The sequence below is a fragment of the Pandoraea oxalativorans genome (assembly GCF_000972785.3).
GTDB classification, from domain to species: domain Bacteria; phylum Pseudomonadota; class Gammaproteobacteria; order Burkholderiales; family Burkholderiaceae; genus Pandoraea; species Pandoraea oxalativorans.
This window is the reverse complement of sequence record NZ_CP011253.3, coordinates 825,087-838,479: the sequence shown is the minus strand read 5'-3', so window position 1 is coordinate 838,479 and position 13,393 is coordinate 825,087. Positions and strand designations below refer to the sequence as shown.

The window sequence follows — 13,393 nt, the reverse complement described above, 5'->3', positions numbered from 1 at the left end:
GCGTATGAGCGGACATGAACGAGCATGACCTGGCACGCCGTGCTGACCGGGCTGCTGGCCCATCTGCCGTTGATGTTGTTGTTGGGCTTCGCCACGTACTTCCAGACGGTGACGGGGTTCGGCCTTGGGATGATCGTGCTGGGCGGGGCCAGTGGCTTCGGACTGGCGCCCGTGGCCGACGTCGCCATCCTCGTGAGTCTGGTAACGCTTGTGAACAGCGCGCTGGCGTTGCCCGGCACGTTGCATCTCATCGACTGGCGGGCGGTGCGGGCGGCAACGCTCGGCATCGTCCCGTCGGTCGTGGTCGGTGTGCTGCTGTTCGATTATCTGAATGGCACGGCCTCCAACGTGCTGCATCTGCTGCTGGGCGCAGTGGTGCTGTATGGCGGCATCGGCTCCGCCCTGCGTCCCGCGCCGAAGACTGAGCGCTCCGCCGATACGGGCTTCTTTCTGAGCGGCATCTTCGGCGGTTTGCTGAGCGGGATGTTCGGTATTTCCGGGCCACCGCTGATTTTCTACTTTTATCGTCAGCCGCTCACACTGGTCCAGATTCGCTGCGCGTTGATTCTGCTGTTCGCCGTCACCGCGACGATCCGCACCACCTATAGCGCCTTTGCAGGGCAGTTACCGGCGTCGATGTGGTGGCAAGCGGCGTTCGCGTTTCCCGTCGTCACATTCGCCACGCTATTCGCACGACGTCATCCCCCACCGCTTTCAGGCGTCACCACGCGCCGTCTCGCGTTCATGACGCTGATCTTGCTTGGCGTGCATCTGATGGTGAGCGCAGTGCTGGAGATAGTCTGACGCCGGGGGGTGCCGCGTCAGTCGCCTGACCGACGCCCGCCGCTGCCGATCCAGTCGACCAGCTTCACCAGCATCGTCATGTCAGGCGACGACGTGAGATCGAGCGCAAGCGAATTCCGGTAATACGGGCTGAGATCGAGGCCGACGCCAAGGCCCAACACATCCACATCGCCACGCGCCTGCTGCTGAGCCACGACTTCCCGAAGGTGATGGTCGAGGTAGTGCGCGTCGTTGACCTGATTGGTGGCGGCGTCCATCGGGCTACCATCGGAAATCACGATCAGCAGGCGTCGGTTGACGCTACGCGAACGCAGACGACCGCACGCCCATTCGACCGCTTCGCCGTCCACGCCTTCGCGGAACAGGTCCGCCTTGTACAGCGATGCGATGTCGGTCCGCGCACGCCGCCAAGGGGTGACGGCATCCTTGAAGACGAGATGCGAGACCTCGTTGAGACGGCCGGGAAAACGCGGTTTGCCACGCGCGAGCCAGTCGGTGCGGGCACGTCCGCCGTTCCACGCACCGGTGGTAAAACCCAGAATTTCGTTGGTGACGCCCGCCGCATCGAGCGCGCGGGAGAGAACGTCCACAATCATCGCGACGGCGTCGATCTGCGCCTTCATCGACCCGGAGCAATCGATGAGAAAACTCACCATCGATTCGGCAATGAGCGTGTGCTTCTCCAGCCGAAACAGACGCCGCTCGGCAGGCGAACTGACGAGTTGCGCGAGCCGTCGTCCGTCGATGCGGCCTTGCTCTTCGCCGAACGACCAGCCGTCGCGCTGCGGTACGGCGAGCGCCGCCTTGAGCGAGCGCGCCAGCCTCGGCACATTGATCGCCTGAGCGACGATGCGCTCGTCGAGCCGTTCGCGGAACTCGGTCAGCAACGCGCGGCGCACGAGCGTGCCCGCGTACAGTTCACGATCGTAGCGATTCGTGAACACGCGATAGCCTTGCTCGGACGCCGTCAGCACACGGCTGTCGCCCGAATGCGCGAGCGTGATGCCTTCGTCCTCCTGCTCGTCGAAATCGAGAAACAGTGAGAACGCGTTGCGAACGCCCTTCTCGTCTTCCTCGTCCTTCGCCTCGTCTTCCTCGTGCTCACCGCCTGCCGCACGGATCAGGCCCGCGATGTCGGCGGCCAGTTCCAGCGCGTAAGCCGCGAACGCCGCCTGATCGGTACGCGTTCGACGCATCCCCGCGAGCGCGCCGCCAATGCGCGGCGCGATGGCCATGCGCGTGGCTTCGATCAGCCCTTCCGTCTCTTCGATGACGGGGTAGCCAGTCAGTCGCGACCAGCTCATCTGCGCCACCGTGTACAGCAGCAACCCCACGTGACTGTCCGCAACGCCCGTGACGTGCATCGCGCGCGACCACGCTTCGAAGCGCTCGCGCAGATTGCTGGCGAGGCCGGGCATACCGGCAGGAATGAACGTCTCGCAGCGCAGTTGCTCCAGCAGTTCGAAGAGCAGTCGCTCCAACGGCGCATCCGGTTGCAGACGGCGATGCAATGCCGCGTCGCAGTGACGCAGCCGAAGCGCCGCGCCGTCCGCCGCACCGCGCAACGTGGTCAGTGGGTCGGCTGGCGGTGGCAGCGTTTGCAGATGAGGCGCATGCAACGGCAACGGTCGCATATTCCGGCACAGGCGCGCCCCGCTGTAATGCAGCGCGGGGTCGCCAGTCAGCGCGCGCACCGTGGCGGCGCACAACGCCTCGCCGCATGCGGCGCGTCGGGCCGCCTCGCGCTCCGAGAAGGTCCCACGCGTCATGAGGCATCGGCCAGCAGCGAGCGGCTGCCGTCGGTCGACGGCAATTCGCGGCCGAACGCGCGCTGGTAATACTCGGCCACCACGGCGCGCTCCGCTTCGTCGCACTTGTTCAGGAACGTGAGACGGAACGCGAGACCGGCGTCGTGGAAGATGCCCACGTTCTCCGCCCAGTTGATCACTGTACGCGGCGACATGAGCGTGGACAGATCGCCCGTGGCAAAGCCCTTGCGCGTGAGTTCCGCCACGCCGAGCATCGATTCGATCAGCGTGCGGCCAGCGTCGTTGTCCAGTTCCGGCACGCGCGCGAGTACGATGCCCGCTTCGTCTTCACGCGAGAGATAGTTGAGTGTCGCGACCACGTTCCAGCGATCGATCTGCGCGTGATTCAGCACCTGCGTGCCGTGGTAAAGACCGTTGAGATTGCCCAGACCCACCGTGTTGGTCGTCGCGAACATGCGAAAGCCGGGATGCGGATGGATCACGCGGTTCTGGTCGAGCAGCGTGAACTTGCCGTCGCGCTCCAGAATGCGCTGAATGACGAACATCACATCGGGACGTCCCGCGTCGTACTCGTCGAAGATCAGCGCGACGGGACGTTGCAGCGCCCACGGCACGATGCCTTCCTGAAACTCGGTGATCTGATGACCGTCTCGCACGACGATGGCGTCCTTGCCGACCAGATCGAGGCGGCTGATGTGGCCGTCGAGGTTCACGCGCACGCACGGCCAGTTCAGCCGCGCCGCCACCTGTTCGATGTGGGTGGACTTGCCTGTGCCGTGCATGCCCTGCACCATCACACGCCGGTTGTTTGTGAACCCGGCCAGGATCGCCAGCGTGACGTCCGGATTGAAGCGGTACGCCGTGTCGATCTCGGGCACGTGGTCGTCCCGCTCGCTGAACGCCGGTACCTGAAGATCGGTATCGATGCCGAATACGGTGCGGGCATCGACCATGCGATCCGGCTGTTGGGTTGCGATCTCCATCACGACGTCTCCAAAGGGCAAGCCATGCCCAGGCAATACCAGGCAATACGCCCCATCGAGATGCGGGGCAGTTTCAGCGCATCATAGCGTTAACCATTTTTAGATACAATTCGTTCCGATTAATTAAAACACTGATTGACGATGTGCCGTGGCGTCGACTAGATTCGAATGAACTGAACCCGAACCTAACCGAACCTTTTGTATCTGGACCCTGCCAATGCCGGTCGATAACCTGTTTGGGTACAATACCGCTGATCCATTTTCCGGAACGGCGCATATGAACGATGTAGCGATTGCCCACGACTCCCCGTCGGACAACAAGGCGGACACCCCGACCCTGCGGGCGTTCGCACTGCTGGAATACCTCGTGGCGGCCGACGCGCCCGTCTCGCTCGCCGACATGGCGCACGATATCCAGATGCCCAAGGCGTCGTTGCATCGCATGCTCGGCTCGCTTGAAGCGGGCGGTCTCGTGATCCGCGAACCGGGTCAGAAGAACGCTTATGTGATCGGCCCGCGCTTGGCGCAGTTGAGCCTGGGCGTCATGATGCAGGCGGGCGCGCGCCGGATGCGTCACGCGATTCTCGGCCGTCTCGTGGCCGATCTCGGCGAGACGTGCAATCTCACGATGCTGCATGAGACCGAGGTGCTGTACCTCGACCGCATGGAAGCGCCGTGGCCGTTGCGTCTCGATCTTAAGCCCGGCTCGCACGTGCCTGCGCACAGCAGCGCGAGCGGCAAGCTGCTGCTGGCGATGATGCCCCGAGAGCAACGCGCGGCGTTGCTGCGCGCCATGAAGCTGCAACGCTTCACGCCCAACACCCTCACCGATCCCGAACTGCTGGAAAGCGAACTCGATCGCATCGCGCACAAGGGTATTGCCGTCGATAACGAGGAATTCGTACTGGGGATTGCCTGCGTGGCCGCGCCTGTCCTCAAGGAAGACGGCGGATGTATCGCCGCAGTGGCGGTGCACGCGCCGGTGTCGCGCACGTCGCTCTCCAAGGCGATGGAATTCGTGCCGCGCCTGCAAGAAGCGGCCCGGGAACTGGCGAAGACGTTCTGACGCGTCAGCTTGCGGACTTTTCCGTCGTTGGGACGGCCTTCGCGTCCTGCGCGTCCGCCCGCTTCGCCAATGCCTCCAGCTTGCTTGCCCGCTGCCAGTCGAGCAGCGGCGCGAGCGCCGTCGCCGTCTCGCGCAGCGTCGGCACCCATCCCATCAGTTGTTCCAGCGTGACACGCGCCGTCGGTCCATGTACGGCGAGGACCGCACGCACGTGTCCGTCCCCCGGCGCACATACGGGCACGCCTACGGCGACCATGCCGCGCACGAACTCTTCGTTGTCGATGCCGACGCCGCGCGCCGCCAGCCGGTCGAGTTCCGCTTCCAGCAGGCTCGCGTCGGTCATCGTGCGCGGCGTCATGCGTTTGAGCGACAGCCGCGAAATCACCGCGCGACGCTGCGCCACCGGCATTTGCGACAGGAACAGTTTGCCGCTCGCCGTGCAGTGCAGCGGCACGCGCATGCCGGGATGCATCTGCATGCGCAACGGCTCGTTCGTTTCCACGCGTTCGATGTAGAGCACCTCGTCGCCATCGAGTGCCGTGAGGTTGACGGTCTCGCCGACGCGGTCGACGAGCGCACGCAGTAGCGAGCGTGCCGCGCGCGTGAAATTGTTGTTCGCCAGCGTGACCAGGGCGAGCCGCGCCGCACGCGGGCCTAGCGACAGCCCGCGCTCCGAGCCTCGCGAATCCGGCACATGCGAGACGTAGCCACACACTTCCAGCGCCTCGATCAGGCGCATCAGCGTGGCCTTCGGAATCGACAGGCGCGTGGCGAGCTGCGACAACGTGTAGGGCTGGCCTGCCATGGCGAGCCGCTCAATGACGGCCAGCGCGCGCAGATTTCTCGCTTCGTCGCTCGCACGCAACTCGGCATCGTCGAGCGTACCCGCTTCCCGGGCCCCCTCACGTACGCCCTCGCGCGTCCCCTGCGTCCCACGCGTTTCGTGCATTCCGCCTCCTGCTGTCATCGCTTCGAATCGTCTTCCGGCGTCTGACGATTCACGCCGCTCGAAACTCGCCGCGAAATAAAAGAAACAAAATATACCAATTAATTGACATCCATCAGCCTCGGGAATACCCGTGAGGGTCGTGCGATGTCGCGGCAATGGCGTTCGTCCCATCCTCTGCATCGCCGCCGCATCGACTCAGTGAAACCCCGCAGATGCGCTGCAGCAATTGCCTCGTTCTGAGACGCCAAGCGCGAATTCCGTTTCAGTTTCCGTCTCCCGACATTTTTTCGCTTGGCATTTGCCGATCGCTCGCCGACATTGAATCGAAACAAACCGAAACGGATCGTTTCATCCTGCGGGAGAGACGTCGTGAATTGTTCAGCAGGAGACAGGCAGTATGGAATACGAAGTGGACTATCTGATCGTCGGTGCGGGCTCTGCCGGATGCGTGCTCGCCAATCGTCTGAGCGCAGATCCCGCGAACCGGGTGCTGCTGCTCGAAGCCGGCGGCCCCGATAACAATCCCTGGATTCACGTGCCGGTCGGCTACTTCAAGACCATGCACAACCCGGCGCTGGACTGGTGCTATCGCACCGAAGCCGACGCCAACGTGGCGGACCGTCAGATCGACTGGCCGCGCGGCAAGGTACTCGGCGGCTCCAGTTCGCTCAACGGCCTGTTGTACGTGCGCGGCCAGCGCGAGGACTACGATCATTGGGCGGCGCTTGGCAATCGCGGCTGGGGTTACGCCGACGTGCTGCCCTACTTCCGCAAGTCGGAAGATCAGGAACACGGCGCAAGCGAGTATCACGGCGTGGGCGGCCCGCTCAAGGTCTCGGACTTGCGACTGCGCCGCCCCATTGCAGAGCACTTCATCGCCGCCGCGAAGGACACCGGCATCCCCTTCAACGAGGACTACAACGGCGCGACGCAGGAAGGCGTCGGCTATTTTCAGCAAACGGCCTTCAAGGGCTTTCGCTGGAGCACCGCAAAGGGATTTCTCAAGCCGGTACGCGAGCGCCGCAATCTGATCGTGCAGACGCGCGCGCAAACCTGCCGCGTGCTGTTCGAAGGCAAACGCGCGGTGGGCGTCGAGTACTTGCAGGACGGTCAGCGCAAGAAAGCGCGAGCCAGAGTGGAAGTGATTCTCGCCGCAGGGGCCATCGGTTCGCCGCAGTTGTTGCAGAACTCCGGCGTCGGGCCGACGACGGTCCTCGCGAAGGCCGGTGTCGCGCTGCGACATGTGTTGCCGGGCGTCGGTCGGAATCTTCAGGACCATCTGCAAGTGCGGCTCGTCTTCAAGACCCGTGAGCGCACGCTTAACGACGAAGTGAACAACCCGCTGCGAAAGGCGCTTATCGGCCTGCAATACGCGCTGTTTCGCACCGGCCCGCTCACGCTGGCTGCCAGTCAGGTGACGATCTTCACGCGCTCGCGCCCCGACGTCACGCGCCCCGACATCCAGTTCCACATGCAACCGTTGTCGGCCGACAAGCCGGGTCAGGGCGCGCATCGCTTTTCCGCCTTCACGTCGTCCGTCTGCCAGTTGCGGCCGTTCAGCCGGGGCAGCGTCGACATCCGCTCCAACGATCCGCTGCAATACCCGGCGATTCACGCGAACTATCTGTCCGACGAGCGCGACCATCGGGTGGTGATCGACGGCATCAAAGTGGCGCGTCGCATCGCGGCCGCCTCCTCGCTCGCGCCGCACATCATCAGCGAGTTCATCCCCGGCGCGCATTACCGGAGTGACGACGAATTGCTTCAGGCCGCGCGCCAGTTCAGCCAGTCGATCTATCACCCGGCAGGCACTTGCAAGATGGGCGACGACAACATGGCCGTCGTCGACGATCGTCTGCGTGTGCATGGACTTGCGGGGTTGCGCGTCGTGGACGCGTCGATCATGCCCGAGCTGGTGTCGGGCAACACGAATGCACCGACCATCATGATTGCCGAGAAGGCGGCCGACATGATTCTCGAAGACCGCAAGCGCGCGTCGGGCATGCAGGAAGACATCCACGGTCGCGAGGAGGCGCCCGCAGAAGTCGCCCTGACGGTTGAGTCAGTCGCGTAAGGCGCAACAGTCACGTTAGCCCCCAACCAATACAAGATTCGGAGACAACCATGAATGCATCGACCAGGACCGACCCGCGGCAGATGCGCCGTGTCGTCGTCGCCAGCCTCATCGGCGCCACCATCGAGTGGTACGACTTCTTTCTTTACGGTGTCGTCGCCGGCATCGTGTTCAACAAGCTGTACTTCCCCGGCAGCGACCCGCTCATCTCGACGATGCTCGCCTACGGCACGTTCGCGGTGGGCTTCCTGAGCCGTCCGCTCGGGGGCGTGATCTTCGGTCACTTCGGCGACAAGCTCGGACGCAAGAGCATGCTCGTGATGACGCTCACCATCATGGGCGTCGCCACCATGCTGATCGGACTGGTGCCCACCTATGCGCAGATCGGATTGTGGGCGCCGATTCTGCTGCTGTTGCTGCGCGTGCTGCAAGGTATCGGCCTCGGCGGCGAATGGGGCGGCGCAGTGCTCATGGCGTTCGAATATGCGCCGAAGGAAAAGCGTGGCTATTACGCGAGCATTCCGCAGGTCGGTCTTGCGCTCGGCCTGTGTCTCGCGTCGGGTGTGGTGGCCGTGCTGTCGTACACGCTGACGAATGCGCAGTTCCTCGCGTGGGGCTGGCGTCTGGCGTTCTTCCTGTCGGTCGGGCTCGTGGCCATCGGCATGTACATTCGCCTGAACGTGATGGAAACGCCGGAGTTCGCGAAGATCAAGAAGGCAGGGGCCGAGATCAAGATTCCGATTGCGGAAGTGCTCACGAAGAGCCCCGGCAACGTGCTGGCCGGTATGGGGGCGCGCTTCATCGACGGCGTGTTCTTCAACATCTTCGGCGTGTTCTCGATCGCCTACCTGACGCAGACGCTCAAGCTCTCGCAGACCGAAGCGCTCACCGGCGTGATGGCGGCTGCGTTCGTGATGATCTTCACCATCCCGTTCTTCGGCAAGCTCTCCGACCGCATCGGGCGCACGCGCATCTACTTCTGGGGTTCGCTCGCGACCGGCCTGTCGTCGTTCGGCGGGTTTTGGCTGATGAAGGCGAGCGGCGGCAACGTGATGCTCGTGTGGTTGTCCATCGTCATTCCGCTAGGGGTGATCTACGCGTCGGTCTACGGTCCCGAAGCCGCCCTCTTCTCCGAACTCTTCGACGCCAAGGTTCGCTATACCGGCATCTCGTTCGTCTATCAGTTCTCCGGCATCTTCGCGAGCGGCCTGAGCCCGATCATCGCCACGTACCTGTTGCAGAAGAATGGCGGCGAGCCGTGGATGATCTGCATTTACGTTCTGGTGGCCGGGCTCATCAGTGCACTGTCGGCCGCGTGGATCGGCAGTCGCAAGCGACGGCAGCAGGTGTGGCACGGCGCTGGGGTGACGGAGCACTGATCTCCGTCTGACGCATCCGATGCACGACGCCGCTGACGAGGAAGCGGCGCTGACACAAGGCGTATCCTGCATCGGGACACGCCTTTATTTTTGGTTCATTGAGCATTACCGGGGAAGGCGGCGCGGATTTTGAGGAAGAAGTATTCCTGGTCTCGGTAGCCGTAGGCGCGCCGCTTAATGACCTTGATAGTGTTGTTAATGCCCTCAACGATGCTGGTGTTTAGACGATGTCGGCATCTGGCCAGGATGCCATGCAGATAGCCTTTCAGACGCTGAGCGAAGGTGTTCAAGGGGGCTATTCCGCTTTGCTCGGCCTGCTCGCACCAGTGGTGCCAGGCTTGTTTTGCCCAGGCAGGTCTTCGGTAGAACCAGAGCCGCTTGAGTTCGTCCCTCAGGACATAGACCGTCAGCAGCGGCTGGTTGGCTTGCAGCAATTCGTCGAGCCGGACGGCCTGCTGCCGGTCTAGCTTGTCGCGGTTGCGCAATAACAGCCAGCGGCTCGATTTGATGACCCGGCGCGCGGGACGGTCCTGGCGCAGTTGGTTGGCCTGATCCACGCGCACCCGATCAATGACCTCTCGTCCGTACTTGGCCACGACATGGAACAAGTCATAGACGATCTCCGCCCGTGGGCAGTGGGCCTGGATTTCTAACTCGTAGGCCGTAGTCATGTCGATGGCTACGGCCTTGATGCGTTGGGCGACCCCACGCGGCAATTGCTCGAAGAACGCCCGAGCCGTCTCGCGTGAGCGTCCTGGGCCGATCCACAGCACCTGCCTGCTGATCGGATCGACGACTACCGTCGCGTACCGATGCCCTTTATGCAGGGCGAACTCGTCCATCGCTAAATACTCGATCCTGGACCAATCCGGTTCGCGCACTGACGCTCGGAGCCGGGCCTTGTCCAGCGTCTTGACGGTATGCCAACCCAGCTCGAAGAACCTCGCCACCGCCTGCACGTTGCTCGATTGCAGCAATTGGCTGCAGGCCGCCGCAAGCCGATCCGTCACCCGCTGGTAGCGACCCAGCCAAGTAAGCCGCTCCAGGCGCGGGCCACCGCATTGCTCACACAACAAGCGCCGGCGTGGAACATGAAGAACAACCCGGTACTCAAATAACGGCAGATCTCGCACCCGGCGCACCGTGGTCTCATGGACCTGGCGACATCGTGCGCCGCACTGCTCGCACAGCATCACCTTGGCGGTTGGCTTCAAATAGATCGACAGCGTGCGCCCTGTGCCCTCGGGCCACTCCACGCGTTCGACGGCATAGCCCTGCCAGCCTCCCAGCGACTCCAGCAGCTTGCGATCCAGCATCTCCACGCACTCCTGATGGCAAATTCCTGCCATCAAGAGTACGAAAACTTGTCAAATCCCTCCACGCTATTGCGCGATGAACCTTATTTTTTGGGTACGACAGTGCACGCGTCACCGTGGTCAGTTCGCCTAAGTGTCGTCATCGTGCGATGATGAAAGCTCGTGCAAGCCTTTGCCCCCAATTCTCTGGCCCGCGAGCCCTCGCAATCGAATGCAACGCGATCCGTCGCTAGATACTGCCATTGCCGAAGACGAGCCCGATCGTCCCGGCCCGCTGTCCGAAGCCTCGCTGCTGGGCGCGCCATCGACGCCGCCCGGCCCAGCCCCGGCCGACGCCGTCCCCCTGCCCATCAGCGTCTATCCCGCGCTCATGGGCATTCTGCTGGGCTACGGCGTGCTGGTCGTGGGCAACGGGCTGTTCGTCACCGCTGTGCCATTCCGTGCCCTGAAATTCGGCGCATCGACGTTCACCATCGGGGTGATCCAGTCGTGCTACTACGCGGGCTTTCTGCTCGGCGCGTTCTGCAACCGGTCGCTGATCGAGCGCATCGGGCAGCATCGCGCGTTCGTGGCGTTCACCGCGCTGGCAGCGCTCTTCGTGATGGGCTTCGCCGTCTCCGAATCGATGCCGCTGCTTTGCCTGCTGCGCGTGGGGACGGGCCTCGCGCTGATGGGCATGTACACCACGGTGGAAAGCTGGCTCAACGGGTCGGTGCCGAACACCATGCGCGGACGCGTGTTCGGCTCCTATCTCACGATCAACTACCTCGCAGTGAGCACCGGCCAGTTCCTGCTTAATATCGGCGAGGCGGGCAGCGAGGGGCAGCTGCTGCTCGTCGCCGGATTGTTCGTCGCCGCCATTATGCCGATCACGCTCATGCAGGGCTGGCCCACGCGCGTGGCCGACGAGCGCCTCGTCAAACAAGCGGCGACGAGTCTGTTCGACAGCATCGCGGAAATGGCGCGCGCCACACCGATTGCCATTCCGGGCTGCATTCTCGCCGGGTTCTTGTACAGCGCGTTCTACGCGATGATGCCGGTGTATCTCACCCGCATCGGCTTTTCCATCGGGAGTCTGTCGACGCTCATGGGCGTGGCGCTGTTCGGCGCGCTGCTCATGCAATGGCCGGTGGGACGTCTGTCCGACCGTATGGACCGGCGCACGGTGTCGCGGCGTCTGGCGCTCGCGTCGGTCGTGTTCTGCGCACCGCTCATCTTCATTCAGGCGCACTGGCTGGTCTTCGTGCTGATGTTCCTGTTCTCGGCCGTGAACTTCACGCAGTACGGGCTGATCGTCTCGCATGTGAACGACCGCACCGAGCCGGAGCGACGTATCGGCGTAAGCGCCACGTTGCTCATCCTCTTCTCTGTCGGCGGCCTGCTCGGCCCCATGATCGCCTCGCTGGCGGTGACGCTGCTCGGCCCGGGCGGGCTGCACGTCTTCAATGCGGTCTGTGCGCTGGCGCTCGCACGCGTGGCCCGGCGGGCGCAGACGCTCGCGCCGTAAATGCAGGGACGGGGCGTCGGATCGCTCCCATTGCAACGTCCCCCCCGATAGGCCCAGTGGTCTGCGGCGCGGCGACGCCGCAAATCCAAGCGCTCCCCTCTCCGGTCTCCATGCCCCACTTTGGGGCGAACGCAGCACGCTCTGGTGCGTCGCGTCACAAGTCTCCCGAAAAACGCCTTGAAAATCGGGGACAATAGCGCGCGCCTTTGAGCACGCTTCTTGCTCTCCTATTCTGTACATATCCTTAAGCCTAGCCCCCGCGCCTGTCACGACTATGACCATCGATCTCGACGCTCCCGGACTCCTGCCGCCACGAATGACGGCGGCCGACGACGGCCGGCGCATCGTCATATACGGCGATTTCACGATCTCCAGCGTCTTCCAGCCAGTGTTCTCGGTCTCGCACCGACGTGCCATCGGCTATCACGCTTCGCTGCGCGCCCACGACGCGCAGGGCCGCCATATGCCGTCGCACGAAGTATTCACGATGGCCGCGCGTCATGGCGACATGCTGGAGCTTGGGCGGCTCGCCGAGTCGCTGCACCTGGGCAACTTCCACGAATTCGACAGCCGCGATGCGTGGCTCTTTCTGAATTTGCACCCTGCGGCGCTGATGGATACGGTCTACGGCGATGCGCTGATCGCCACGCTCAAGGCGACGGGTCTGTCGCCACAGCGCGTGGTGCTTGAAGTGCCCGAACAGGCGGGCGGCGACACGCCGCGCTTTGGCGCGATCGTCGGCAGCCTGCGCAAGGCCGGTTTCCTGATCGCGTTGGGCGGCTTCGGGGCGAAGCACTCGAACATCGACCGTGTGTGGGATCTGCGTCCGGATATCGTGGTGCTGGATCGCGGCATTCTGGCGCAGGCCGCCGAGCAATCGCACCTCGCGCGCGTGCTACCGGGCCTCGTGTCGTTGCTTCACGAATCGGGACAGTTGGTGATGATGGGCGGCCTCACGACGGATCGCGAGGCGCTGATCGCGCTGGAATGTAACGTCGATTTCGTGCAAGGCCAGTATTTCGCCGCACCGGACTTCGATCCTGTGCCGCCGAAGGTGGCGGCCGAGCGCATGGACGCGCTGTCGTCGGCCCTGCGCACGCAGACCGTCGAGCGCGAGCGGGCACAACATGCGCGACTCGCGCCGTACGTCGCGGGCATCGAATCGGCGGCTGCGCGCATCGCTCAGGGACAGGACATTCGTCAGGCGACGCACGACCTGCTCGCCCTGCCCGACGCCGCACGCTGCTTTCTGCTCGACGCCGTCGGCCGCCAGATCGGCGACAACGTGCTGCCGCACAGCCATTCGTCGCAACGCGCCAAGCGCTTCCGTCCGCTGCTGCATTCGGAAGGCGCGAATTGGGCGCGGCGTCCGTACTTCATCGAGGCCATGCGTGCACCCGGCGAAGTGCATTTCACGCCGCCCTATCTCTCGATCAACGAAGCGCACCTGTGCGTGACGGCCTCGATTGCGTCGCCCGCGAAGCAGGGGCTGCATGTGCTTTGCGTGGATATCAACTGGTAAAGCGCGGCTTTTCAATCGTTGCCA

10 protein-coding genes are annotated in these 13,393 nt (G+C 63.7%); 6 read left to right on the top strand and 4 right to left on the bottom strand.

Features of this window, described 5'->3' with window-relative positions:
- The first annotated feature begins 24 nt into the window (after positions 1 to 24).
- Positions 25 to 804, top strand: a complete 780-nt coding sequence (locus MB84_RS03820) for a sulfite exporter TauE/SafE family protein (RefSeq protein ID WP_046290819.1) — start codon at positions 25 to 27, stop codon at positions 802 to 804.
- Between the two features lie 17 nt (positions 805 to 821).
- Here MB84_RS03820 and MB84_RS03815 read toward each other — a convergent pair whose 3' ends face one another.
- Together MB84_RS03815 and MB84_RS03810 are read right to left on the bottom strand one after the other, a co-directional pair.
- Entirely contained in the window at positions 822 to 2,573 is a 1,752-nt protein-coding gene (locus tag MB84_RS03815) for a cobaltochelatase CobT-related protein (protein WP_046290818.1), read from the bottom strand.
- On the bottom strand, positions 2,570 to 3,556 hold the full coding sequence (locus MB84_RS03810; RefSeq protein ID WP_046290817.1) for an AAA family ATPase: 987 nt from the start codon (positions 3,554 to 3,556) through the stop codon (positions 2,570 to 2,572). Before MB84_RS03810 ends, MB84_RS03815 begins: the two co-directional genes overlap by 4 nt.
- Before the next feature lie 277 nt (positions 3,557 to 3,833).
- Here MB84_RS03810 and MB84_RS03805 point away from each other — a divergent pair, with 277 nt between their 5' ends.
- Positions 3,834 to 4,622 (top strand): IclR family transcriptional regulator, encoded by a 789-nt coding sequence (locus MB84_RS03805; protein WP_046290816.1) that lies wholly within the window; start codon positions 3,834 to 3,836, stop codon positions 4,620 to 4,622.
- Positions 4,623 to 4,626: 4 nt separating this feature from the next.
- On the opposite strand, the gene MB84_RS03800 is transcribed toward MB84_RS03805, so the two are convergent.
- Positions 4,627 to 5,427: an IclR family transcriptional regulator gene (locus tag MB84_RS03800; protein WP_245725553.1), complete on the bottom strand. Its 801-nt coding sequence runs from the start codon at positions 5,425 to 5,427 to the stop codon at positions 4,627 to 4,629.
- A 541-nt stretch (positions 5,428 to 5,968) separates the two neighbouring features.
- On the opposite strand from MB84_RS03800, the gene MB84_RS03795 reads away from it, so the two are divergent.
- Positions 5,969 to 7,645 (top strand): GMC family oxidoreductase, encoded by a 1,677-nt coding sequence (locus MB84_RS03795; RefSeq protein WP_046290814.1) that lies wholly within the window; start codon positions 5,969 to 5,971, stop codon positions 7,643 to 7,645.
- A 50-nt stretch (positions 7,646 to 7,695) separates the two neighbouring features.
- Positions 7,696 to 9,024, top strand: a complete 1,329-nt coding sequence (locus MB84_RS03790; protein WP_046290813.1) for an MFS transporter — start codon at positions 7,696 to 7,698, stop codon at positions 9,022 to 9,024.
- A gap of 95 nt (positions 9,025 to 9,119) precedes the next feature.
- Here MB84_RS03790 and MB84_RS03785 read toward each other — a convergent pair whose 3' ends face one another.
- Positions 9,120 to 10,340, bottom strand: a complete 1,221-nt coding sequence (locus MB84_RS03785; RefSeq protein WP_046289972.1) for an ISL3 family transposase — start codon at positions 10,338 to 10,340, stop codon at positions 9,120 to 9,122.
- 211 nt (positions 10,341 to 10,551) lie between these two features.
- On the opposite strand from MB84_RS03785, the gene MB84_RS03780 reads away from it, so the two are divergent.
- Together MB84_RS03780 and MB84_RS03775 are read left to right on the top strand one after the other, a co-directional pair.
- Positions 10,552 to 11,847 carry an MFS transporter gene (locus MB84_RS03780; RefSeq protein WP_046290812.1) on the top strand — a complete coding sequence of 432 codons (1,296 nt, stop codon included), beginning with the start codon at positions 10,552 to 10,554 and terminating at the stop codon, positions 11,845 to 11,847.
- A 274-nt stretch (positions 11,848 to 12,121) separates the two neighbouring features.
- On the top strand, positions 12,122 to 13,369 hold the full coding sequence (locus tag MB84_RS03775; protein ID WP_046290811.1) for a sensor domain-containing phosphodiesterase: 1,248 nt from the start codon (positions 12,122 to 12,124) through the stop codon (positions 13,367 to 13,369).
- The last annotated feature ends 24 nt before the right edge of the window (positions 13,370 to 13,393 follow it).